Origin of the sequence: Streptomyces sp. LS1784 (assembly GCF_020103755.1) — a bacterium.
Lineage (GTDB): Bacteria > Actinomycetota > Actinomycetes > Streptomycetales > Streptomycetaceae > Kitasatospora.
On record NZ_JAHSQD010000087.1, the window covers coordinates 1 to 23,099 of the forward strand.

The 23,099-nt window shown below is 72.1% G+C and carries 22 protein-coding genes, 2 tRNA genes and 2 pseudogenes; 5 read left to right on the forward strand and 21 right to left on the reverse strand.

The features are described 5' to 3' along the window. From KS423_RS13425 to pgsA, 13 genes and pseudogenes are all read right to left on the reverse strand, one after another. Positions 1–510: pseudogene (locus KS423_RS13425) on the reverse strand (protein translocase subunit SecD); the annotation flags it as partial. A 147-nt stretch (positions 511–657) separates the two neighbouring features. After that, positions 658–1,059 (reverse strand): preprotein translocase subunit YajC, encoded by a 402-nt coding sequence (gene yajC / locus KS423_RS13430; RefSeq protein WP_224278745.1) that lies wholly within the window; start codon positions 1,057–1,059, stop codon positions 658–660. Positions 1,060–1,319: 260 nt separating this feature from the next. Continuing rightward, complete coding sequence (gene ruvB, locus KS423_RS13435; protein ID WP_224278747.1) at positions 1,320–2,405, reverse strand: Holliday junction branch migration DNA helicase RuvB; 1,086 nt, start codon at positions 2,403–2,405, stop codon at positions 1,320–1,322. A gap of 53 nt (positions 2,406–2,458) precedes the next feature. Continuing rightward, a complete protein-coding gene (gene ruvA, locus KS423_RS13440; RefSeq protein ID WP_224278749.1) occupies positions 2,459–3,070 on the reverse strand; it encodes a Holliday junction branch migration protein RuvA in 612 nt (203 codons plus the stop codon). Next, on the reverse strand, positions 3,067–3,618 hold the full coding sequence (ruvC, locus tag KS423_RS13445) for a crossover junction endodeoxyribonuclease RuvC (RefSeq protein ID WP_224278790.1): 552 nt from the start codon (positions 3,616–3,618) through the stop codon (positions 3,067–3,069). The genes ruvA and ruvC overlap by 4 nt, the downstream gene beginning before the upstream one ends. Before the next feature lie 156 nt (positions 3,619–3,774). After that, complete coding sequence (locus KS423_RS13450; protein WP_049651428.1) at positions 3,775–4,533, reverse strand: YebC/PmpR family DNA-binding transcriptional regulator; 759 nt, start codon at positions 4,531–4,533, stop codon at positions 3,775–3,777. 99 nt (positions 4,534–4,632) lie between these two features. Continuing rightward, a complete protein-coding gene (gene pdxT / locus KS423_RS13455; protein ID WP_224278751.1) occupies positions 4,633–5,256 on the reverse strand; it encodes a pyridoxal 5'-phosphate synthase glutaminase subunit PdxT in 624 nt (207 codons plus the stop codon). A gap of 93 nt (positions 5,257–5,349) precedes the next feature. Beyond that, on the reverse strand, positions 5,350–6,261 hold the full coding sequence (gene pdxS / locus KS423_RS13460; protein ID WP_224278753.1) for a pyridoxal 5'-phosphate synthase lyase subunit PdxS: 912 nt from the start codon (positions 6,259–6,261) through the stop codon (positions 5,350–5,352). A 129-nt stretch (positions 6,262–6,390) separates the two neighbouring features. Further along, positions 6,391–6,891 (reverse strand): hypothetical protein, encoded by a 501-nt coding sequence (locus tag KS423_RS13465; protein WP_224278792.1) that lies wholly within the window; start codon positions 6,889–6,891, stop codon positions 6,391–6,393. A gap of 74 nt (positions 6,892–6,965) precedes the next feature. After that, entirely contained in the window at positions 6,966–7,334 is a 369-nt protein-coding gene (locus KS423_RS13470; RefSeq protein ID WP_224278755.1) for a 5-carboxymethyl-2-hydroxymuconate Delta-isomerase, read from the reverse strand. 94 nt (positions 7,335–7,428) lie between these two features. Then, positions 7,429–8,610 carry a glycosyltransferase family 4 protein gene (locus KS423_RS13475; RefSeq protein ID WP_224278757.1) on the reverse strand — a complete coding sequence of 394 codons (1,182 nt, stop codon included), beginning with the start codon at positions 8,608–8,610 and terminating at the stop codon, positions 7,429–7,431. A 52-nt stretch (positions 8,611–8,662) separates the two neighbouring features. Further along, entirely contained in the window at positions 8,663–9,625 is a 963-nt protein-coding gene (locus tag KS423_RS13480; protein ID WP_308020182.1) for a phosphatidylinositol mannoside acyltransferase, read from the reverse strand. 16 nt (positions 9,626–9,641) lie between these two features. After that, positions 9,642–10,289, reverse strand: a complete 648-nt coding sequence (gene pgsA, locus KS423_RS13485) for a phosphatidylinositol phosphate synthase (RefSeq protein WP_224278759.1) — start codon at positions 10,287–10,289, stop codon at positions 9,642–9,644. Positions 10,290–10,543: 254 nt separating this feature from the next. Between pgsA and KS423_RS13490 the strand changes: the two genes are divergently transcribed. Beyond that, positions 10,544–12,592: an elongation factor G-like protein EF-G2 gene (locus KS423_RS13490; protein ID WP_224278761.1), complete on the forward strand. Its 2,049-nt coding sequence runs from the start codon at positions 10,544–10,546 to the stop codon at positions 12,590–12,592. On the opposite strand, the gene KS423_RS13495 is transcribed toward KS423_RS13490, so the two are convergent. After that, positions 12,580–13,008 carry a thiol-disulfide oxidoreductase DCC family protein gene (locus tag KS423_RS13495; RefSeq protein ID WP_224278763.1) on the reverse strand — a complete coding sequence of 143 codons (429 nt, stop codon included), beginning with the start codon at positions 13,006–13,008 and terminating at the stop codon, positions 12,580–12,582. The two genes, KS423_RS13490 and KS423_RS13495, sit on opposite strands and share 13 nt — an antisense overlap. Before the next feature lie 194 nt (positions 13,009–13,202). Here KS423_RS13495 and KS423_RS13500 point away from each other — a divergent pair, with 194 nt between their 5' ends. Next, the gene (locus KS423_RS13500; protein ID WP_224278765.1) at positions 13,203–14,849 is read left to right on the forward strand and encodes a hypothetical protein; all 1,647 of its coding nucleotides are present in this window, start codon (positions 13,203–13,205) and stop codon (positions 14,847–14,849) included. Positions 14,850–14,910: 61 nt separating this feature from the next. On the opposite strand, the gene KS423_RS13505 is transcribed toward KS423_RS13500, so the two are convergent. The 4 genes from KS423_RS13505 to KS423_RS13520 all read right to left on the reverse strand — a co-directional run bounded on the left by KS423_RS13505 (position 14,911) and on the right by KS423_RS13520 (position 19,436). Beyond that, a complete protein-coding gene (locus KS423_RS13505) occupies positions 14,911–15,471 on the reverse strand; it encodes an HIT domain-containing protein (RefSeq protein WP_224278767.1) in 561 nt (186 codons plus the stop codon). Between the two features lie 146 nt (positions 15,472–15,617). Next, the gene (gene thrS, locus KS423_RS13510; RefSeq protein WP_224278769.1) at positions 15,618–17,597 is read right to left on the reverse strand and encodes a threonine--tRNA ligase; all 1,980 of its coding nucleotides are present in this window, start codon (positions 17,595–17,597) and stop codon (positions 15,618–15,620) included. An 88-nt stretch (positions 17,598–17,685) separates the two neighbouring features. Then, positions 17,686–18,849 (reverse strand): hypothetical protein, encoded by a 1,164-nt coding sequence (locus KS423_RS47330; RefSeq protein WP_263454814.1) that lies wholly within the window; start codon positions 18,847–18,849, stop codon positions 17,686–17,688. A 32-nt stretch (positions 18,850–18,881) separates the two neighbouring features. Further along, positions 18,882–19,436 carry a DUF4365 domain-containing protein gene (locus tag KS423_RS13520; RefSeq protein WP_224278777.1) on the reverse strand — a complete coding sequence of 185 codons (555 nt, stop codon included), beginning with the start codon at positions 19,434–19,436 and terminating at the stop codon, positions 18,882–18,884. Between the two features lie 164 nt (positions 19,437–19,600). On the opposite strand from KS423_RS13520, the gene KS423_RS13525 reads away from it, so the two are divergent. Beyond that, positions 19,601–20,368 (forward strand): exonuclease domain-containing protein, encoded by a 768-nt coding sequence (locus KS423_RS13525; RefSeq protein WP_224278786.1) that lies wholly within the window; start codon positions 19,601–19,603, stop codon positions 20,366–20,368. An 80-nt stretch (positions 20,369–20,448) separates the two neighbouring features. Here KS423_RS13525 and KS423_RS13530 read toward each other — a convergent pair. The 3 genes and pseudogenes from KS423_RS13530 to KS423_RS13540 all read right to left on the reverse strand — a co-directional run bounded on the left by KS423_RS13530 (position 20,449) and on the right by KS423_RS13540 (position 21,336). Beyond that, positions 20,449–20,520 (reverse strand) — tRNA-Val (locus KS423_RS13530). A gap of 209 nt (positions 20,521–20,729) precedes the next feature. Further along, positions 20,730–20,801, reverse strand: a tRNA-Val gene (locus KS423_RS13535). Between the two features lie 78 nt (positions 20,802–20,879). Further along, positions 20,880–21,336: pseudogene (locus KS423_RS13540) on the reverse strand (TIGR02611 family protein). Between the two features lie 196 nt (positions 21,337–21,532). On the opposite strand from KS423_RS13540, the gene KS423_RS13545 reads away from it, so the two are divergent. Next, the gene (locus KS423_RS13545) at positions 21,533–21,946 is read left to right on the forward strand and encodes an SsgA family sporulation/cell division regulator (RefSeq protein ID WP_030056266.1); all 414 of its coding nucleotides are present in this window, start codon (positions 21,533–21,535) and stop codon (positions 21,944–21,946) included. Positions 21,947–22,378: 432 nt separating this feature from the next. Further along, a complete protein-coding gene (locus tag KS423_RS13550) occupies positions 22,379–22,948 on the forward strand; it encodes a CGNR zinc finger domain-containing protein (RefSeq protein ID WP_224278788.1) in 570 nt (189 codons plus the stop codon). Positions 22,949–23,099 lie beyond the last annotated feature (151 nt).

The following is a 23,099-nucleotide window of genomic DNA, read 5'->3' on the forward strand; positions in this document are numbered from 1 at the left end:
GCCCTGCTTGGAGGCGCTCGCGGTCGCGGACGGGGTGGCGCCGGCGGACGGGGTCGCCCCCGGGGTGCCGGTGGCGCCCGCGGACGGGGTGTCGGTCGGCGCCGGAGCGGTGACGCCGCTGGGGGCCACGGCCAGGACCGGGCGGAAGAACAGCTTGGCGGTGGTACCCACCTGGTCCGCCGCGTTCTGCCGGTCGCCGCCCTTGGGGATGTTCACGATGATCGTGTCCGAGCCCTGGGTCTGGACCTCCGCCTCGGAGACACCCATCCCGTTGACGCGGCGCTCGATGATCCCGACGGCGATGTCCATGTTGGACTTGGTGAGCGCCTTGGGGTCGGTCGACTTCGCGGTCAGCGTGATGCTGGTGCCACCGGCGAGATCGATCCCGAGCCGGGGCTTGGTGGTGCCGTTCCCGAACATGAGGGCGACCAGTCCGACGGTGACGACCAGGATGAGGGCCAGCGCCCGCCCTGGGTAGCCGTCGCGCGGGCGCGACTTGGGTGTTGCCACCTTGCTCGTTTCTCCCTGTCCATGCCACTTCCCCGGCCGTACCCCCGGCCGGCGGATGTCGGGACGGGGGTACGGCGGTTGGGCGGCCCTGAGGTCCTGTGGGCTCGCGGCACTGCGCCGCGCGACCGGGCGGGTTGCCCGGCCGTACTACTTGCTCGCGGGAGCCCCGCCCTCGGCATCGCCCTTCTCGGCGCTGTCCTTGGTGAGCGTCAGCGGCTTGTCCTCGACCGGCTCGGCGTCCTCGGCCTCCGGCTCGGGCAGCTCGTCATCGGCGGGGCGGCCGTTGATGATCGCGTCGTACTCCTGGGGCTCCAGGACGGCCGCGATGGCGCTCTTGGTGAAGTGGGTGACCACGCCGGGCGCGATCTCCAGCTCGACGGTCTCCTCGTTGACCGCCTTCACCTGGGCGTACAGGCCACCGATGGTGCGCACCCCCGCCCCGGGCTCCAGCGCGGTCTGCATCTGCTGCATCTGCTGCTGGCGCTTCTTCTGCGACCGGAACATGAGCACGATCGCGATGATCGGGAGGAGAAGGATGATGAGGTTCACTGCAGCCAGGGTCCTTTACGGGCCGCCGGCCGGCGGCCTGTGTGGTATTGGTCGGCCCGTCAGGTGAGAGGGGCGGTCCGGCGGAGTCTAGGCGACCCCGAATCGATCGGACAACGCCAAGCATCGCATCCTGCCGCCGAAAGTGGCGACCCTCCGCCTGCACGGTTTCCCCGGACGCCGCTCCTGGCGTCTCACCGTGCCACCACGGAAGCGCCGGGTGGGAACCGACCCGCCGGAGTCACCCGTTCAGCCGATGGCGGTCAACTTTCGTCGGCGGGGAACAGCTCCGGCTGCGCCGGAACACCTCCGCGAGTGGTCTGGGCCGGCGGGGTCTGTGCCGGGGGAGTCAGGCCGAGGTGCTGCCACGCGGCCGCGGTGGCGATCCGGCCGCGCGGAGTGCGGGCAAGCAGGCCCTCGCGGACCAGGAAGGGCTCGGCGACCTCCTCGACCGTCTCGGACTCCTCCCCCACGGCGACCGCGAGTGTCGACAAACCGACCGGGCCGCCGCCGAACAGCCGCAGCAGCGCGTCCAGCACCGCGCGGTCCAGCCGGTCCAGGCCACGGGCGTCCACCTCGTAGACGTCCAGCGCCTGGGCGGCGATCCCCGCGGTGACCTGGCCGTCGTGCCGGACCTGGGCGTAGTCGCGGACCCGGCGCAGCAGCCGGTTGGCGATCCGCGGGGTGCCGCGCGAGCGCCCGGCAATCTCGGCCGCGCCGGCCGGGTCTATCTCCACGTCCAGCAGCGCGGCCGAGCGGTGCACCACCCGCTGGAGCTCGGCCGGGGCGTAGAACTCCATGTGCCCGGTGAAACCGAAGCGGTCGCGCAGCGGCGGCGGCAGCAGGCCGGCCCGGGTGGTGGCACCGACCAGCGTGAAGGGCGGCAGCTCCAGGGGGATGGCGGTGGCGCCCGGACCCTTGCCGACGATCACGTCGACCCGGAAGTCCTCCATCGCCATGTAGAGCATCTCCTCGGCCGGCCGGGACATCCGGTGGATCTCGTCGAGGAAGAGCACCTCGCCCTCGGTGAGCGAGGAGAGGATCGCCGCGAGGTCCCCGGCGTGCTGGATGGCCGGGCCGGAGGTGATCCGGATCGGGGCGCCCAGCTCGGCGGCGATGATCATGGACAGGGTGGTCTTGCCGAGCCCGGGCGGCCCGCTCAGCAGCACGTGGTCGGGCGCGCTGCCGCGCTTGCGGGCGGCCTGGAGCACCAGCGACAGCTGCTCGCGCACCCGCTCCTGGCCGATGAACTCGTCCAGCTGCTTGGGGCGCAGCGCCGCCTCCACCGCCTGGTCCTCACCGTCGGCGGCAGCCGTGACCAGCCGGTCGGCGGGTTCCGGGTCGTACATCGTCGCGGGCTCCAGAGTCTCCAGTGTCGACAAAAGGACAGATCGGCAGATGGTCAGCGGGCGCGGTTGAGCCCGCGCAGGGCGAGCCGGAGCAGGGCGCCGACGTCCGGCGTCGCCTGCGCCTCGGCCTCCGGGGTGACGGCCGCGACCGCCTCGTCCGCCTCGCGCGGGGCGTAGCCGAGGCCGGTCAGCGCGGAGTGCAGCTGCTCGCTCCACGGCGCCGGGCCGGTCGCAATCGGCTTCTGCGCGGGGACGGCGCCGTGCGGGGCACCGAGCTTGTCCTTGTACTCCAGCAGCAGCTTGGCCGCCTTGGCCTTCCCGATGCCCGGCACCGCGACCAGCGCCTTCTCGTCGCTGCCGGCGACCGCGGCGCGCAGCGCGTCGGGGCTGTGCACGCCGAGGATCGCCTGCGCCAGCTTGGGGCCGACGCCGGGCGCGGCCTGGAGGATCTCGAACACGGCGCGCTCGTCGTCGTCCGCGAAGCCGAACAGGGTCAGCGAGTCCTCCCGGACCACCAGCGAGGTGGCGAGCCGGGCCGGCTCGCCCAGCCGCAGCCCGGCCAGGGTGTTCGGGGTGCACTGCACGGCCATGCCGACGCCGCCGACCTCGACCACCGCGATCCCGGAGGAGATGGCCGCCACGGGCCCTTGCACGAAGGCGATCATCGGACGGTGCCTTTCAGGGAGGTGGAACGGGGGGTGGCGCGGGCGGCCCGGACGGCGGCCTCCAGCCGGTTGGTCGCCCCACCGCGCCAGATGTGGCAGATGGCCAGCGCCAGCGCGTCGGCGGCGTCGGCGGGTTTGGGCGGCGCGTCCAGCCGCAGCAGGCGCTGGACCATGGCAGTGACCTGCGCCTTGTCGGCCCGACCGGAGCCGGTGACGGCGGCCTTGACCTCGCTGGGGGTGTGCAGGGTGACGGGGATGCCGCGCCGGGTGGCGCAGAGCATCGCGACGGCGCTGGCCTGGGCGGTGCCCATCACGGTGCGGACGTTGTGCTGGGCGAAGACCCGCTCGACGGCGACCAGGTCGGGCCGGTGCTCGTCCAGCCAGGCCTCGATGCCCTGCTCGACCTGGAGCAGCCGCTGCCCGATCTCGGCGTCGGCGGGGGTGCGCACCACACCGACCCCGGCCATCCGCAGCGGCCGGCCCGGCGCACCCTCGACCACGCCGACTCCGCACCTGGTCAGCCCCGGGTCCACGCCCAGTACCCGCACCACTCGCCCCGCCTCTCGTCGATCGCCGCCCGGAGGCGACCTGCGAAGGCTACCGTCCGGGTCCGACAACCCCGCCGACGACACCGGCCCGGTGGTCCAGGGACCACCGGGCCGGGCAGTGAGAACGGTCACTCACCGACGATCACTGGGCAGTGATCACTCGGCGTCGAGCTGCGCGCCGACCTCGTCGGAGATGTCGAAGTTGGCGAAGACGTTCTGCACGTCGTCGCTGTCCTCCAGCGCGTCGATCAGCTTGAGGATCTTGCGGGCGCCGTCGACGTCCAGCTCGACCTGCATGCTGGGGAGGAAGTTGGCCTCGGCCGAGTCGTAGTCGACACCGGCGTCGACCAGCGCGGTGCGCACGGCGACCATCTTCGAGGCCTCGGAGACGATCTCGAACGAGTCGCCGAGGTCGTTGATCTCCTCCGGCTCCTGGTCCAGGACGACCTCGAACAGCTTGTCCTCGTCCACGCCGTCGGCCTTGGGGACGATGACGACACCCTTGCGGGTGAACAGGTACGACACCGAACCCGGGTCGGCCATCGAGCCGCCGTTGCGGGTCATCGCGACGCGCACGTCGGAGGCGGCGCGGTTGCGGTTGTCGGTGAGGCACTCGATCAGGACCGCGACGCCGTTCGGGCCGTAGCCCTCGTACATGATGGTCTGGTAGTCGGCGCCGCCGGCCTCCAGACCGCCACCGCGCTTGACGGCGCGGTTGATGTTGTCGATCGGGACCGAGCTCTTCTTCGCCTTCTGGATGGCGTCGTAGAGGGTCGGGTTGCCCGCCGGGTCGGGACCGCCGGTGCGCGCCGCCACCTCGATGTTCTTGATCATCTTGGCGAAGAGCTTGCCGCGCTTGGCGTCGATCACGGCCTTCTTGTGCTTGGTGGTAGCCCACTTAGAGTGGCCGGACATCGCCAGCTCCTTTACGTCGCCAAAGGGAAATGAAACAGATGAGATCTTACCGGTGTCGTCACCGGTAAGGCGCACACGGTCAGCGCACGGCCGACACGGTCAGCGCGCGGCCTCCGCCAGGTGCTCCTCGGCCATCCGCACGAAGTACGCGTGCACCCGGTGGTCGCCGGTCAGCTCCGGGTGGAAGGACGTGGCCAGCAGGTTGCCCTGGCGCACCGCCACGATCCGGCTCTCCGGGCCGTCCGCGGCGGGCAGCTCGGCCAGTACCGTGACGCCCGCGCCGACCGCCTCGACCCAGGGGGCGCGGATGAAGACGCCGTGCACCGGGGCGTCGTCCAGGCCCGCGAAGTCGATCCCGGACTCGAAGGACTCGTTCTGGCGGCCGAAGGCGTTGCGGCGCACCGTCATGTCGATGCCGCCGACGGTCTCCTGGTCCTCCCGGCCGTCCAGGATCTTGTCCGCCAGCATGATCATGCCCGCGCAGGTGCCGTAGACCGGCATCCCGGCGGCGACCCGCTCGCGCAGCGGGTCCATCACGCCGAACAGCAGCGCCAGCTTGGACATGGTGGTGGACTCCCCGCCGGGGATCACCAGCGCGTCGACCTCGGCCAGCTCCTCGGCGCGGCGCACCGGACGGGCGAGCGCGTCGGCCTCGGCCAGCGCCACCAGGTGCTCGCGAACGTCGCCCTGGAGGGCGAGGACGCCGATGACAGGAGTGCTCACGGTCTTCAACCTCAATCGATCGTTACGACGGACTACGTGGAGCGGCCCGCCGCGCACCGAGGCGCTGCGGCGGGCCGGCTCGAAGGATGGCGACTACCAGCCGCGGTTGGCGTAGCGCTCGGTCTCCGGCAGGGTGTCGCAGTTGATGCCGACCATGGCCTCGCCCAGGTTGCGGGAGGCGTCCGCGATGATCTTCGGGTCGTCGAAGAAGGTGGTGGCCTTCACGATGGCGGCGGCGCGCTTGGCCGGGTCGCCCGACTTGAAGATGCCGGAGCCGACGAAGACGCCCTCGGCGCCCAGCTGGCGCATCAGCGCGGCGTCGGCCGGGGTGGCCACGCCACCGGCGGAGAACAGCACGACCGGCAGCTTGCCGAGCTCGGCGACCTCCTTGACCAGCTCGTACGGGGCGCGCAGCTCCTTGGCGGCGGCGTACAGCTCGTTGTGGTCCAGGGCGCGCAGGTGGCCGATCTCGTTCTTGATCTGGCGCAGGTGGCGAACGGCCTCGACGACGTTGCCGGTGCCGGCCTCACCCTTCGAGCGGATCATGGCCGCGCCCTCGGCGATGCGGCGCAGGGCCTCGCCCAGGTTGGTGGCGCCACAGACGAAGGGGGTGGTGAAGGCCCACTTGTCCGAGTGGTTGACCTCGTCGGCCGGGGTCAGCACCTCGGACTCGTCGATGTAGTCGACACCCAGCGACTGGAGCACCTGGGCCTCGACGAAGTGACCGATGCGGGACTTGGCCATCACCGGGATGGAGACCGCCTCGATGATCTCCTCGATCATGTTCGGGTCGGACATGCGGGCCACGCCGCCGTCCTTGCGGATGTCCGCCGGAACCCGCTCCAGGGCCATGACGGCCACCGCGCCGGCGTCCTCGGCGATCTTGGCCTGCTCGGCGTTGACCACGTCCATGATCACACCGCCCTTGAGCTGCTCGGCCATGCCGCGCTTGACCCGGGCGGTACCGATCTGCGGCTGGTCTGCGGTGGTGGGGCTGGTGGACACGTGAGACCTCACTCGAAGATGAATCAGTGCTATCGCCCTATGGTAGGCAGACCGGGTGGCCCATTCATGCGCCACCAAGTCCAGCCCGGACGACGGGATACGACAAACGGGCCGTATCCGGGGGACACCTTAAGCAGGCGCCCCTTCGGGTGTAAGAGCGGGAGGCGGAGCATCGTCCATCTCGAACGCCAACGGGAACGGCGCCTTCCCCGCCAGCCGGAAGTACCGCACCAGCCGGTGCTCGCGCACCGCCCGCGCCGCCCGCACCGCGTCGTTGTGGAACCGTCGGGCCATCGGCACCCGCCGCACCGCGGCCGTCAGATCACGAACCGCGTCCTCGCCCCCCGGCTCGGCCATCAGCGCCGCCACCTGCGCCGGCTCCTCGAACACCGCCCGCAGCGCCAGGCTCAACTGACTCTCCGCCACCTCGCGCTGGTCGTCCTCGGCCTGCCGGGCCGCGTGCGCCGCGTCCAGCAGCAGCAGCGAGGCCGCCGGGTCCAGCAACGACGACGTCGCCAGCTCCATCGCCACCGAGGCCCGCCGGACCAGCTGCGCGTCCAGCGCCGCCCGCGCGGCGTCGATCCGGGCGTGCAGCCGGTCCAACCGACCGGCCGTCCAACTCAGGTACATGCCGAACAGCACCACGGCCACGCCGGCCCAGATCCAGGTAGTCACGGGCCGCTACGTTACCCGGTGTCACCGGTTCAGCCCTGAGCGGTCGCGTTCCGGTAGCTCTCCCGGTCGATGTCCGCGATGTCCACCGCCGTGAACAGCCGGGTGCCCGGCTTCGGCCGGACGTACCGGGCCAGCAGCGCCAGCACGCCCTCGCTCAGCGCCGCCTTCGCCTCCGGCGTGCGGCCCGGGAAGATCTGGAACTCCACGAACACCTGGGTGTCGGCGGCGGCCCCGCTGGTGCCGACCACCAGCACCTCGCTCTGCCGGAACACCGTCTTGCAGGACTCCGGCTTCGCGTCGATCGTCGCCTCCGCCAGCCGGTTGATCGCCAGGCCGAGGCCCCGGCGGTCGAAGGTGCCGGCCAGGTCGGCCGAGTAGTCGACGGAGATCTGCGGCATCGTTGCCCCCGTGAATCGCAGTGGTGCGGACGACCGACCCTAACTCCGCCGGCACCCGGCGCCACCGCGGGGTGCCGGGCGCAGCCCGAACCGGCTAGTCCCGGGCCAGTCCGAACCGGCCGCGTCGCCCGTTGCGCACGTCCTCCTCGACCACCGCCTCGCCGGCCGTCACGGTCTCGTACACCGCCAGGATGTCCGCGCCGACCGTCGACCAGTCGAACCGCCGCACGTGCCGCGACGCCGCCTCCCGCAGCTCCTCCAGCCGCGCCGGATCGCCCAGCAACCGCAGCGCCGTACGGGCCAGCGCGTCCGCGTCCTCCACCGGGAACAGCTCCCCCGCGTCCCCGCCGTCCAGCACCTGCTTGAACGCGTCCAGGTCGCTCGCCAGCACCGGCGCGCCCGCGGACATCGCCTCGACCAGGATGATCCCGAAGCTCTCGCCCCCGGTGTTCGGCGCCACGTACAGGTCCACGCTGCGCAGCAGCCGGGCCTTGTCCCGGTCGCTCACCATGCCGAGGAACTCCACCTGCCGGCGCACCTCCGGCGCCAGGCCCGCGACGGCCTCCTCCTCGTCGCCCTTGCCCGCCACCAGCAGCCGCACCCCCGGCCGCTCCGCCAGGATCCTCGGCAGCGCCGCCAGCAGCGTCGGCAGGCCCTTGCGCGGCTCGTTGATCCGGCCGATGAAGCCGATCGTGCCCGGCTCCCCCTTCGCCGCGCCGCCGGTCCAGCGCTCGTCCGGCTCGGCCTCGGCGAAGAAGCCCACGTCCACGCCGTTCGGGATCACCACCGCGTCCCCGCCGAGGTGCTCCACCAGCGTGCGCCGGGCGTACTCCGACACCGCGATCCGGGCCCGCATCTTCTCCAACCCCGGCTGGAGGATCGGCGAGGCCGCGATCATCACCCGCGACCTCGGGTTGGAGGTGTGGAAGGTCCCCACCATCGGCCCGGTCGCCGACCAGGCGGCCAGCATCGACAGGCTCGGCGCGGCCGGCTCGTGCACGTGCAGGATGTCGAAGCGCCCGTCGTGCAGCCAGCGCCGCACCCTCGCCGCCGACAGGATCCCGAAGCTCAGCCGCGCCACCGACCCGTTGTACGGCACCGCCACCGACCGCCCGGCCGGAACCACGTACGGCGGCAGCGCCTCGTCGTCCTCGGCCGGCGCCAGCACCGACACCTCGTGCCCCAGACCGATCAGGTGCTCGGCCAGGTCCCGGATGTGGAACTGCACCCCACCGGGGACGTCCCAGTCGTACGGGCAGACGATGCCGATCTTCACGGGTTCCTCAAGCTCCTTCGGACAGTCGTGCGGGCGGGACGGACAGGACGGGTCAGGCCCCGGAGGCCTCGGCCGCGGGCTCCGGCGCCGCCTCCGCGCGCTCCGCGGGCACCGCCTCCACCGTCTCGCGGGCCGGCAGGTCGGCCGGCCAGAACCGCTGCAGCATGTGCCAGTCCTGCGGGTGCTCGCGGATGCCCCGCTCCCACACCTCCGCCATCGCCTGGGTCATCGCCCGGGTGCGCTCCTTGCGGTCGCCCTCCTCGGGCACCGGCACCTCGGGGTGGATCCGCCCCCGCAGCACCGGGCCGTCGTACCAGAGCGTCACGGGCAGCAGCGCCGCCCCGGTCCGCTGGCACAGCGCCGCCGGACCGGCCGGCATCCGGGTCGGCTCGCCGAAGAACGACACCCCGATGCCCGCCTCCGACAGGTCCCGGTCCCCCACCAGACAGACCAGCCGGCCCTCGCGCAGCCGCCTCGCCAGCGTGCCGATCACGTTCACCGAACCACCGGTCAGCGCCAGGACCTCCATGCCCTGGCCCTCCCGGAACGCCACGAACCGGTCGAACAGCCGCTCCGGCTTCAACCGCTCCGCGACCGTGGTGAACGGGTAGCCCTGCTGCGCCACCCAGGTCCCCGCGAGGTCCCAGTTGCCCATGTGCGGCAGCGCGATCACCGCGCCCCGTCCGGACTCCATCGCCGCCCGCAGGTTCTCGAAGCCGCCCACCTGGACGTCCCGGGCCACCCGCTCCCGGCTCCACACCGGCAGCCGGAACGACTCCATCCAGTACCGCAGGTACGAGCGCATCCCGGCCCGGGAGAGCTCCCGCATCGCGGCCTCGTCCAGCCCCGGACGGACCCGCCGCAGGTTCGCCTCCAGCTGGAGCACCCGCTTGCCGCGCTTGCGCCACACGTAGTCCGCCAGCCGGTCGAACAGCCCCCGGGCCATCGGCTCCGGCAGGTGCTTCAGCAGCCCCCACCCCAGCGCGTACGCCCAGTACACCAGTCGGTCCGTCACCGCAGGACGCCCCCCATCAGCTCCCGGCCGCCGCTCGGTCGGCCTCGAACGCCTCCCGGCGCACGGTCAGCATCCGCTGGAACACCGTCACCAGGCTGCCCGCCGCCACCAGCCACAGCGCCACCGGCAGCAGCCACTCCACGTACGGCACACCGAACTTGTGCAGACCCGCGACACCGGCCGCCACCAGACTGGCCACCAGCCGCTCGGCCCGCTCCACCAGCCCCGACACGTCGCACGGCAGACCCTGGCTCTCCGCCCGCGCCTTGGTGTACGACACCACCAGACCGCTCGCCAGGCAGAAGATCGCCACTGCGCAGAGCAGGTTGTTGTCACCCTTGCCCGCGTACCACATCGCCAGGCCGCCGAAGATCGCCGCATCCGCGACCCGGTCCAGGGTGGAGTCGAGGAACGCCCCCCACTTCGTGCTCCGGCCCAGCTGGCGGGCCATGTTCCCGTCCACCAGGTCCGAGAAGATGAACAGCGTGATCGTGATGGTGCCCCAGAAGAACTCCCCTCGCGGGAAGAACACCAGCGCACCGGCCACCGAACCGGCGGTACCGATCAGCGTCACGGCGTCCGGGCTCACGCCCAGGCGGATCAGGAACGCGGCGAACGGGGTCAGGACACGTGTGAAGAAGGCACGCGCGTATTTGTTGAGCATGGCCTTCCCAGCCGCTCCGATCTCCCAGATACCCGCCTGGCGCAGCACGCGCAGCAGACGGCCGGGCGGATCAGCCCGTCCGGCCCACCCATCGTAGCCACGCCGGGGGCACGCTCCGGCGCACGCACCGCCGCACGCCACCCCCGCCACCGCACGCACACGTGCGGTCACCGACCGGCCGTACGACACGCGCCACCGCGACACCCGACCCTAGACTGCGAAGGACAGCCTCGGCGCCACGGGAGGAGACCCCGATGCCCGACCGCAGCACGGCACGAGCCGGCCAGGCACCCGCCGTCACCGGCCCGCAGGACCTGCGCAACGTCGTCCTCATCGGCTCCAGCGGTGTGGGCAAGACCACTCTCGCCGAATCCCTCGCCCTCGCCGCCGGCGCCATCGGCCGGGCCGGCCGGGTCACCGACGGCACCACCGTCTCCGACCACGAGGACATCGAGCACCAGCAGCAGCGCTCCGTCCAGCTCGCCCTCCTCCCGCTCGAATGGAAGGGCGTCAAGATCAACCTGATCGACCCGCCCGGCCACCCCGACTTCACCGCCGACCTGCGCGCCGCCCTGCACGCCGCCGACGCCGCCGTCTTCGTCGTCTCCGCCACCGACCCGGTCACCGCCCCCACCCGCGCCCTGTGGCGCGAATGCGCCGCCGAAGGCATCCCCCGCGCCATCGCCGTCGCCAAACTCGACCTCGCCCGCACCGGCTTCGACGACATCCTCACCGCCTGCCACGACGCCTTCGGCCTGGGCCCGGACACCCTCCGCCCGCTCTTCCAGCCGGTCCTCCACGACGGACACCCCGACGGCAGCGTCGACCTCCTCACCGGCGACACCTACGGCGACGCCGAACCCCTGCCCGACACCACGCCCGCCCACGACAGCCTCGTCGAGGCCATCTCCGGCCAGGACGACACCCTCATGGAGCGCTACCTCTCCGGCGCCCCCCTCGACACCGACTCCCTCGAAGCCGGCCTGCGCCGCGAGGTCCTCTCCTGCGCCCTCCACCCCGCCGTCCCCACCAGCGAGAACGGCCTCGGCGCCGCCGAACTCCTCGACCTCATCGCGCACACCTTCCCCGACCCCACCGAACGCACCCGCCCCGCCCCCGAGTGCGACCCCGACGCCCCGCTCGCCGCCCAGGTCGTCCGCGTCACCGGCGACGCCTACGTCGGCCGGATCAGCCTGCTGCGCCTGTACGCCGGCACCCTGCGCCCCGACACGAAGATCCACCTCGACGGCCCCGCCCACACCGCCGACCAGAACGGCGACGAACGCGTCACCGCCCTCACCAGTCCCTTCGGCAAGCTCCAGCGCCCCGTCCCGCACGCCATCGCCGGCGACCTCGTCTGCGCCGCCAAACTCACCACCGCCCGGGCCGGCGACACCGTCCACGACCCCGGCCACCCCGTCGCACTCGAAGGCTGGACCCTCCCCGAGCCGCTGCTCCCGATCGCCGTCGAAGCCCACAGCAAGGCCGACGACGACAAGCTCTCCCAGGCCCTCTCCCGCCTCACCGCCGAGGACCCGGCGCTACGCCTGGAACAGAACCCCGACACCCACCAGCTCGTCCTCTGGTGCACCGGCGAGGCCCACGCCGAGGTCGTCCTCGACCGCCTGCGCACCCGCCACGGCGTCCACGTCGACACCGTCGAGCCCAAGGTCGCCCTGCGCGAGACCTTCGGCACCGCCGCCGCCGGCCACGGCCGCCTGGTCAAGCAGTCCGGCGGCCACGGCCAGTACGCCATCTGCGACCTGGAGGTCGAACCGCTCCCGGCCGGCTCCGGCTTCGAGTTCCAGGAGCACGTCGTCGGCGGCGCCGTCCCCAAGCACTTCATCCCCTCCGTCGAGAAGGGCGTCCGCGCCCAGCTCGCCAAGGGCGTCTCCACCGGATACCCGCTCGTCGACGTCCGGGTCACCCTCACCGACGGCAAGGCGCACTCCGTCGACTCCTCCGACGCGTCCTTCCAGAACGCCGCCGCCCTCGCCCTGCGCGACGCCGCCGAGCACGCCGTCATCCGCCTGCTCGAACCCGTCGCCGCCGTCAGCGTCCTGCTGCCCGACGACTACCTCGGCGCCGTCCTCGGCGACCTCTCCGGCCGCCGCGGCCGCGTCCTCGGCACCGAGACCGGCGGCACCGGCCTCACCCTGCTGCGCGCCGAGGTGCCCGAACTCGAACTCGTCCGCTACCCGATCGACCTGCGCTCGCTCACCCACGGCACCGCCGAGTTCTCCCGCGCCTACCTGCGCCACGAACCCATGCCCGCCGCCCTGGCCGGGCGCTACACCGACTGAGCGGACTTCCGGTTCGGCAGCGCGCAGGCCGCCGTGCCCCCCGGCATCCGGTGCCGGTTGCGCGAAACCCAGCGGTAGGCCAGCCCCGCCAGCGGCCGCACCGGCGCCGCCGTCAACACCGCGCCCAGGTACGCCCACGCCCCGCCGGAGCGCATCAGCAGCCGCGCAACCGCCTGCGCGCCCCCGTACACCCGGCCGGTCGGCGTCACCCAGAGCACCTCGCGCTCCGCCCGCTCGGCCGACACCTCACCCCGGCCGCCGGCGCGCCCGTCCAGCCCCGCCAGATCCGCGAACTGGAACGGCACCGCCTCCCAGCCCCCCGAGGCCAGCGTCTGCCGCAGGTACCGCTCCGCCCAGCGCACGCAGGACGAACAGAACGAACAGTCCCCGTCGAAGACCAGCACCGGATCCTTCACGGCCGCTCCCCTTTCCTCGCTCCCGCCCTCCATCCTGCCCCACCACCATCAGGGGCACCTCGGCGGGTATCGACCCCTCCGAACCTGGGCATCATGCCCCTCAGGCCTCCGGTGACGGCACTTCAGACGATCATCCGCGCGGGGGTGCCACGGCACGGTAACCTGCCGCTGACAAGGGGAGGAGGGACGCCACCGTGACCACACTCGACATGACCCCGGGTGCGCAGATACCCCGGACCGACGCCGGCCCGCAGACCGCCATCACCCAGGGGCTCTCCTCGACCGCCTACCGCGACGGCGAGATCCAGGGCTTCGTCGACGCCGTCACCGACGCCAAGGTGAAGAAAGGCCGCTTCGCGCTCTTCCGGCCCAACCTCGGCGAGGCGTTCAGCAAGGCGCTGATCTCCCGTGCCCTGGGCGGCGACCGGAAACCCCTCGTCCCGGCCTTCGGAGTCGACACCCGGCAGGTCGTCGAGCACTGCCTGGCCGCCGAGGAACTGCGCAACACCCGCGACCGGCAGCTCAGCACCGTCTCCATCGCCACCATCGTGCTCTTCCTCCCCGGCACCCTGATCTGGCTCGGCGCCTTCCAGCTCCGCGCCTGGCTCAAGCGGGACAACCCGAAGAACGCGGAGATCTACGGCGGCCTGGTGCTCGCCGCGACCGCCGTCCTCGCCGTCGTGTTCGTGTGGCGCCCGCCGGCCGACGGCCTCCTCGGCATCTACCTGCGCATCACCATGCTCGCCCCGGTCATCGGCTGGTTCCTCGCCCGCCAGATCGTCGAACGCTCCGCCAAGGACCTGCGCGCCCGATGGCAGGCACTGGTCGAGGGCAGCGCGGTGGCCGCCTCCGTCGCCAAGGCCGTCCCCCGCGACGACCTCGACAAGAAGGCCACCGACCTGCGCGACAAGCTCGGCCGCCTGGACGCCGAGCAGGAGACCAACATCCACCACTACGCCGGCCCCAAGGGCATCCTCGGTGCCGGCCGCCGCTGGGGCGAGTGGCGCCTCGCCGACACCCTCCACCCCGCCGAGGGCCACGTCGACTTCCGCGCCTTCCACCCCTGGGACCTGATCCGCCGGATCTCCTCCCACCTCAAGGGCCTCGGCGTCAGCCACGTCGCCAACAGCGGCATGCCCAACGTCGCCATCAAGCAGTGGGTGGTCTTCGACATCGGCGAGGGCGCCGACGAGATCGGCCGCCCCGGCAGCGCCGACATGGACGGCGACCGGATGCGCGACTTCGCCGTGCAGAGCGTCGCCGACAAGCAGACCTTCTCCGGCGGCCCCCGGCACTACCTCGCCACCCAGTTCATCACCCACGACGGCAAGCTGGTCCTCACCTTCACCGTCACCGTCACCCTGCTCGCCAACGTCCTGAACATCACCGTGTCCGGCTACGCGCTCGGCCCGGTCAAGGGCGTCTTCTTCGACAAGCCGAAGGACAAGGAGAAGTCGGTCTCCAAGACCGTGAAGTTCTGGGAGGAGCGCACCGTCAAGCTCCCCCTGATCGACAACGACGAGGTCGTCCGCCAGGCCGTCCGCGCCCCCTTCTACCGGATGCCCGGCCTGCTCGGCTGGCTCGGTGGCGGGCTCGGCCTGCCGGAGCCGTTCGGGCTGCGGCACATCTGGGCCGGCCGGGCCTGGGAGAACCGCTCCATGGTCGACAACGCCCAGAACGCCTCCGTCCCGGTGCTCGCCGCGGTCCACGCCGCCACGCTGGAGTTCCTGGAGGAGCACGACCTGGACGCCGACCGCTTCTTCAAGAACCGCACCTCGATCATCAAGTCCGAGGCACAGAGCCCCCGGCCGTACGACGTCGACACCTTCAACGCCGGCTGATCCGGAGAGCATGGGAGGGCCCCACCGAGGATCTCGGTGGGGCCCTCCCATGCTCTCCGGATCAGCCCTGCGGCCAGGCCTCGGCCAGCATCTTCCGGGTGTCCGCCAGCAGCTGCGGCAGCACCTTGGTGTGGCCGACCACCGGCATGAAGTTGGTGTCCCCGCCCCAGCGCGGCACCACGTGCTGGTGCAGGTGCGCCGCGATCCCGGCCCCGGCCGCCGCGCCCTGGTTCATCCCGATGTTGAACCCGTGCGCCCCGGAGGCCGCCCGCAGCGCCGTCATCGCCTTCTTGGTGAAGTCCGCCAGCTCGGCCGTCTCGGCCTCGTCCAGGTCGGTGTAGTCGGCCACGTGCCGGTACGGGACCACCATCAGGTGCCCGCCGTTGTACGGGTACAGGTTCAGCACCGCGAACACGGCACTCCCCCGGGCGATGACCAGCCCGTCCTCGTCGCTCAGGGACGGGATCGAGCAGAACGGACAACCGTCGTCCGGAGCCGGGCCAGTGGGCTTGTTCTCACCCTGGATGTAGGCCATCCGATGGGGCGTCCACAGGCGGCGGAAGCCGTCCGGCTCACCGACGCCCCGCTGAAGTTCCGGCTCAGTCGTCATGCTGATCAGCATATTCGCCCGATGGTGCTTGCAAAGCCGCGCGGGGCAGACTCTTCAAGAGCCTGCCCCGCGCATCCCCGCGTGGGCGGGGCCCACGACTTCCGCCCGCGCATGATCATCTCGTGCACAGGGCCACCCCCGCTCAGGCGGGGACTACGTCACACCTGGATGCGGTTCTTCACCGCGTCCACGATCTCCGCAACCGCTTCCGCCAGCGGAACGCCGTTCTTCTGCTCGCCGTTGCGGTAGCGGAAGGACACCGCACCCGCCTCGACGTCGTCATTGCCCGCGATGAGCATGTACGGGACCTTGGAGCGCTGCGCGTTGCGGATCTTCTTCTGCATGCGGTCGTCGGAGGTGTCCACCTCGACCCGGATCCCGTGCTTCTTCAGCTCGGCCGCGACCTCCAGCAGGTACGGCACGTGCTCGTCGGTGATCGGGATGCCGGTCACGGTGACCGGGGCCAGCCACGGCGGCATGGCGCCGGCGTAGTGCTCCAGCAGCACCGCGAAGAAGCGCTCGATCGAGCCGAAGAGCGCGCGGTGGATCATGACCGGCCGCTGGCGCGAGCCGTCCGCCGCGGTGTACTCCAGGTCGAAGCGCTCGGGCAGGTTGAAGTCGAGCTGGATGGTCGACATCTGCCAGGTACGGCCGATGGCGTCCTTCGCCTGCACCGAGATCTTCGGACCGTAGAAGGCCGCGCCGCCCGGGTCCGGCACCAGCGGCAGGCCCTGCTTCTCGGCCACGCTCGCCAGGACGCGGGTGGCCTCCTCCCAGGTCTCGTCGCTGCCGACGTACTTCACCGGGTCCTTGGTCGACAGCTCCAGGTAGAAGTCGGTCAGACCGTAGTCGCGGAGCAGGTTGAGCACGAAGGTCAGGGTCGAGTCGAGCTCGTCCGCCATCTGCTCGCGGGTGCAGTAGATGTGCGCGTCGTCCTGCGTGAAACCGCGGGCACGGGTCAGGCCGTGCACCACGCCGGACTTCTCGTAGCGGTACACCGTCCCGAACTCGAAGAGGCGCAGCGGCAGTTCACGGTACGAGCGGCCGCGCGCGTCGAAGATCAGGTTGTGCATCGGGCAGTTCATCGGCTTGAGGTAGTAGTCCACGCCCTCGTCGAGCTGCATGGGCGGGTACATACCGTCCGCGTACCAGTCGAGGTGGCCGCTCTTCTCGAAGAGCTTCCCCTTGGTGGCGTGCGGGGTGTAGACGAACTCGTAGCCCTCTTCCTCGTGCCGCTTGCGCGAGTAGTCCTCCATGGCGCGGCGGATGATGCCGCCCTTGGGGTGGAAGACGGCGAGGCCGGAGCCGATCTCCTCGGGGATGGAGAAGAGGTCGAGCTCGTTGCCGAGCTTGCGGTGGTCGCGCTTCTCGGCCTCGACCAGGAAGTCCAGGTGGGCCTTCAGCTCGTCCTTGGTCGGCCAGGCGGTGCCGTAGATGCGCTGCAGCATCGGGTTCTTCTCGCTGCCGCGCCAGTAGGCGGCCGCGTTGCGCATCAGCTTGAACGCCGGGATGTGGCGGGTGCTGGGCAGGTGCGGGCCGCGGCAGAGGTCGCCCCAGCACTGGTCGCCGGACTTGGCGTCCAGGTTGTCGTAGATGGTGAGCTCGCCGGCGCCGACCTCGACGTCGGCGCCCTCGCCGGCGGTGGCGGCGGAGCCCTTGAGGCCGATCAGCTCCAGCTTGTACGGCTCGGCGGCCAGCTCCTCGCGGGCGGCCTCGTCGGTGACCACGCGGCGGGAGAACTTCTGCCCGCGCTTGATGATCTCCTGCATCTTCTTCTCGATGGCCTTGAGGTCATCGGGGTGGAAGGGCTTCTCGACGTCGAAGTCGTAGTAGAAGCCGTCCTTGACCGGCGGGCCGATGCCGAGCTTGGCCTCGGGGTAGAGCTGCTGCACGGCCTGGGCCATGACGTGCGCGGTGGAGTGGCGCAGGATGTCGAGGCCGTCCTTGCTGCCGATCGCGACCGGCTCGACCTCGTCGCCGTCCTGGAGGACGTAGGCGAGGTCCTTGAGCTGGCCGCCGACGCGGGCGGCGATGATCGAGCGGTCGTCGGCGAAGAGCTCGGCGGCCGTGGTGCCCGTGGTCACCACGCGCTCTTCCCGATCGGGTTCGCGGCTGATGATTACCCGGACGTCCGTCACCGGTCTCTCCTGACGTGCTGGATTTCAGAGGACGCAGCACTGCGCTGCGCGTGACGATGGTACCGAGAGCGCCGCCCCTGCCGTCCACCTATGCCCCGTCTCCCCCTCCCTCCGCCTTCTCCCCGAGCGACTTCAGCAGCCGCTCGCGGTCCCCTTCCTCCCAGCCGCGGAGCTCCAGTCCGTGTGGGCCGGTCAGCCGGCGGAAGCCGCCGTGCCGGTCCAGCCGGCCGGAGACCCGGATCGGCAAGCCCGCGAGGTGGGCCTCGGCGGCGAGCCGGTAGTCGGGGTCGGGCAGGCGGAGCTTGAGCTCGCGGACCTCGGCGCCGGTCAGCACCCGCAGCCGCACCGAGCCCGGGCCGGCCGGGTCGGCGCGCTTGAGCCGGGTGACCACGCCGACCACGGTGACGGCAACGGCGGGTTCGGTCCGTTCCAGCAGGTCGGCGGCCTCCGCCAGGGCGGGCAGGTCCCCGGGCGAGAAGTCGAGGTCGATCCGGCGGTCCCCGAAGCCGCCCGGCGTCCCGGCGGCGGGCGACCAGGCGACGCTGAGCCGGGCGGCCGTCGCGTCGCGCACCAGGTCCTCGACGGACTGGACGAGCTCCCTGCTGACCCCGGCCTGGACGGCGTTCCCGAAGGCCTCGGGCCCGCCGCTGACCCGGCGGTAGTCGACCGCGTCGCGCAGCGCCTCCAGGGCGCGGACCAGCGTGGTGACGGCGGCGCGGCCCTCGGGAGCGGGGGTGTGGGCGGTGAGGGCGGCGCCCTGTTCGACCAGCAGGACGCGGTCCAGGAAGTCCCCGGCGAGGCCGTCCAGCCGGGCACCGAAGTAGCCGGCCCTGGTCCGGGCGGCCTTGGCGCCGGCGGCGAGCATCCCGCGCGCCGCCTGCCGGAGCCGCTCGGCCTCGTCCCAGGGGGTGGCCCCGGCGCGACCGGGCGGTTCGCGGTGCCAGCGCAGCTCGTCACCGGGGACGGCGAGGGCGAGCAGGATCGAGCGTGCGGAGGGGGTGCGGGAGCGGGAGAGCGCGGTGACGGCGTCGGTGAGGAGTTCGACGGCGTCGTCGAAGCCGGCCCCGGCCGGGACGAGCAGGCTGGTGCCGGGTTCGCCGTCGGGCGGGGTCCAGCGTCCGTACCGGGCGGCCGGTCCGCCGCGGCGGACCCAGCCGTGCCGGGCGAGGAGGGTGGCCAGCACCGTCGGGTCGACGGCGGCCGGATCGGGCAGGGGCCGGGCCGGCTCGCCCGGTCCGTACGGCGGTGTCATGGGTCCGGTTCCTCCCTGCCGGGGCCGGGCCGTCACGGGCTGCCGCCCGCACCGACCCGGGCCATGATGTCGCACAGCGCGCGGTCGTCGAAGACCTTGTCGGTGGGCACGCGGACGTTGGTGCGCCGCTGCCCGGTGACGGGGTGGCCGGCCAGGTTGACCCAGTAGCAGCAGTGCCGCAGCTCCAGGGCGTCCGGGCGGGCCCGCAGCCAGTGGTCGACCCGGCGCGGCAGCAGCATCACGACCAGGATCCGCGCCACGGCGACCCGGGGCCGGGCGAGCTTGCGCAGGTGGTCGTTGTCCAGGGTGAAGCTGAAGAACGGCCCGGCCGGGTCGGGAGCGACCTGCTGGGTGGCCTTGAGCTGGATCTTGACGGTGACCTCGTCGTCCACCTCGTGCGTCCGGGAGCCGTGGCTGACGTGCCAGTCGATGCCGTTGTCCGGGAACGGCTGGGAGAGCGAGCAGCCGGCCGCGGCGGCGACCGCGTGCAGATAGCCGACCTGCAAGGTCTCCATGCAGGCGGTGACCGCGAGGTTCCCCCGCAGTACGGCCGCCGCCTCCTCGGGCTGCGGCTGGGTCGCTGCCATCACCCCGTGGCCTCCCCGGTCCGCGCCCGTCCCGGTCCGGACAGGTCAGTCGATTCGAACGGGACAGTCATGGGCAGGATCCCCGGCCGGGCTTGGGCCAAACGGGTTGAAGTGGCGTCAGAACCGGGTATCAACCGGGCGCAACGCTCGCCTGAGGGGCAGTCATGCAGCAGCACTGGTACACCGGCCCACTCGCCTCCTTCGACACCGAGACGACCGGCGTGGACGTGGAGAACGACCGGATCGTCTCCGCCGCCCTGGTCGTCCAGCTCGCGCCGGGCGCACCGGCGCGGACCACCATCTGGCTCGCCGATCCGGGCGTTCCGATCCCGGACGGTGCCCGCGCGGTGCACGGCATCACGGACGAGCAGGTGCGTGCCCACGGCCGTCCGGCCCGCACGGTGGTGGCGGAGGTCACGCGTGCGCTGGCGGCCGAGGCTCGGGCCGGGCATCCGGTGGTGGTGATGAACGCGCCCTACGATCTGACGCTGCTGGACCGGGAGCTGCGCCGCCATCACGGGCTGACGCTGGCCGACGGACTGGCGACGGTCGGTCTGGTGGTGCTGGATCCGCGGGTGCTGGACAAGCACGTGGACCGTTACCGCAAGGGCCGCCGGACACTGACCGACCTGTGCGCCCACTACGGCGTGGAGCTGGCCGGGGCGCACGACGCGGCGGCGGACGCGACGGCGGCGCTGGCCCTGACCCGGCGGATAGGCGCCCGCTACCCGGCGGCGCTCGGCGGCCTGTCGGCGGCGGAGCTGCACCTGCGGCAGGCGATCTGGCACGCGGCACAGGCACGCGGGCTGCAGAACTGGTTCGACCGCTCGGGGACGCCGGAGCGGGTGGATCCGTCCTGGCCGCTGCGGCCGGCCCGGTGCGGCTGCGGGCGCCGGCTGGAGCCGGAGCACGGCTGCGAGGCGGCGGCGTAACGGGCGGCCCGCGGAATCTCGGCCCCGGGTGCGCCGCAGGCCCTGACCGGTTTCCTGGTCAGGGCCTGCGTGCTGTCCGGTGGGCGATACTGGGATCGAACCAGTGACCCCTTCGGTGTGAACGAAGTGCTCTCCCGCTGAGCTAATCGCCCGGGCAACGAGAAGAACTGTAGCACCATTCGGCACCGGTCGTACAACTCGCCCGTTCCGGGTAGCGCCGACGCCTCCGCAGAACTCGTGCTCCACATGGACGGTGACTGCACCTCAGGTGATTACCGACGCCCCTTCGGGCGGATTCCGGAAATACATGTGAGGCCCAGCCGAAAATCGGCTGGGCCTCACATATCACAATGCATTCCGGTGGGCGATACTGGGATCGAACCAGTGACCCCTTCGGTGTGAACGAAGTGCTCTCCCGCTGAGCTAATCGCCCGGGTGCAGGGAAAACATTACCGCATCCCGAGGGGTGCTCCGAACTCCCTCCCCGCCCGCGGCCCCACGCCCGGGCAGGTCAGCCCTCCTCCAGCCGCCAGGGGACGGCCGGCCCGTAGCGGGCGAGGTACCAGCCGCCCGCCCCGAGGACGGCGGCCGGCCCGATCGCGGTGAGCGTCAGGTTGCGGCGGCGCACCCGCGGGTCCATGGCCCGCTGGGCGGCCTCCGCCACCTTGCGGCGGGTCCGGCGCAGGGCCAACTGGGCCCGGACGAACTCGGTGGCCCAGATCCCCACGCCCAGGAAGATCACCAGCCAGGCGGGGCCGGGCAGCGGCAGCATGATCAGCCCGAGCGCCACCACGGCGAGGCCGGCCAGGAAGATCGCCACCTGCCAGACGGTGCAGCGCCGGCGAGCGCCGGACGAGGGCAGGGGCCCGCGAGCCGACCGCCCGACCACCGTCGGCGACCGCGTCAACCTCCACGGCCGCTTCACCCGTTCCCGTGTTCCCGGCCGCCTTGTCGTTTCGCACAGTCATCCCAGGAAACTAACCAAGAAGTAGCCGGGGTAATGCCCGGCCCGGCCGCTGCGGGGCGATTCCGCAATGCGCCGTAAGGGGTACGACTCGCGCCCGAATCGGGACAGAGGGGTTTACATCGGTCTTGGGGGTGGGATGGTCCGTTCGCCGACGTGCGATTCCCCGAGCGCACACTGAGCGAAAGGCCATGGCGCTTATGAACACCACGGTCAGCTGCGAGCTGCACCTGCGCCTCATCGTGTCCAGCGAGTCCTCACTGCCCGTCCCCGCGGGCCTGCGCTATGACACTGCCGACCCCTACGCCGTGCATGCCACGTTCCACACGGGCGCCGATGAGACCGTGGAGTGGGTGTTCGCCCGAGATCTCCTCGCGGAGGGGCTGCACCGACCCACCGGTACCGGCGACGTCCGGGTGTGGCCGTCGCGCAGCCACGGGCAAGGGGTGGTCTGCATCGCACTGAGCTCTCCGGAAGGAGAGGCCCTGCTGGAGGCCCCTGCCCGTGCGCTTGAGTCGTTCCTCAAGCGGACGGACGCCGCGGTGCCCCCCGGCACCGAACACCGTCACTTCGACCTCGACCGGGAGCTGTCCCACATCCTCGCCGAAAGCTGACCCCGTCCGGAGGCGGTCACGCCCCGCTGTCGGCGGGGCCGTACCCCCTTGCCGTCATCGCAGCCGTCCTACTCGGGGGCACGGCAGCGGACTCAGCCGCGCACGACGCGGCCTCGGGGCCGGTAAGCGGTCCCGCTCCCGCCGGAGCGGGACCACAGCACCGCAGGCGCCCGGCACCGAGGCCGGTCATCCCCACGGATGGCCGGCCTCGGTGTCGGGCGCCGACGTCTTTCACCGGCCGCCCACACCTGCGAGTCTCGCACGCCGGTTCGGACGCCGACAGGCCCGGGCGACGCCCGGTTTCGGGCGCCTTGCCGGAGTACGCACACATCTTCGAAAGAAGGCGCCGCCCCACCGGCACGAGGCCCGGTATGGTCTGGGGTAACCGCGGACGCGGGGTATCGGAGTCCCCCTGCGCGAGGAGCCCCCAACGTGCTGATCACCCATGACACCGAGTGCGCGCTGAGCATCCTCGTGGAGCTGCTCAACACCGCGCCCGAGGTGTGTGGCGCCGAGCGACTGCCGGACGTCGCCGCGCTGGACGCCTTCGTGGTCCGCCAGGAGATCAGCGAGATCGACTCGCTGACCGAGCACGACCTGCGGCGGGTGCACGAGCTGCGCACCCGGCTGCGTGAGGTGTTCGCGACGGAGTCCACCGCGGAGGCCGCCGAGCTGGTCAACTCGATCGTCGCGGCAGCCGGGACGACGCCCCGGCTGACCAACCACGACGACCACGACTGGCACATCCACTACTTCGCGCCGCACGCCGCGCTCGGCGACCACCTGGCGGCCGAGCTGGGCATGGCGCTGGCCTTCATCCTCATGGCGGGCGAGCGGGAGCGGCTGCGCCGCTGCGAGGCCCCGGACTGCGCGCGGGTCTTCGTGGACCTCTCCCGGAACCGCTCGCGGCGCTACTGCGACAGCCGCACCTGCGGCAACCGGCTGCACGTCGCCGCCTACCGGGCACGGCAGCGGTCGGCGGAGGCCGTCCCCTCCGCCTGACCCGCCGCCGCCCTAGATCCCGCGCTTGCGGAGGATCTCCTCGATGTCGGCGAAGTCGCCGAGGCCGTCCTCCCGCTTGCCCGCGGCCGGCTTCTTCGGGGCCTTGGGCGTCGCCGCCACCGCCGGGCGCTCGGGCGCCGGGCCGGCCGCG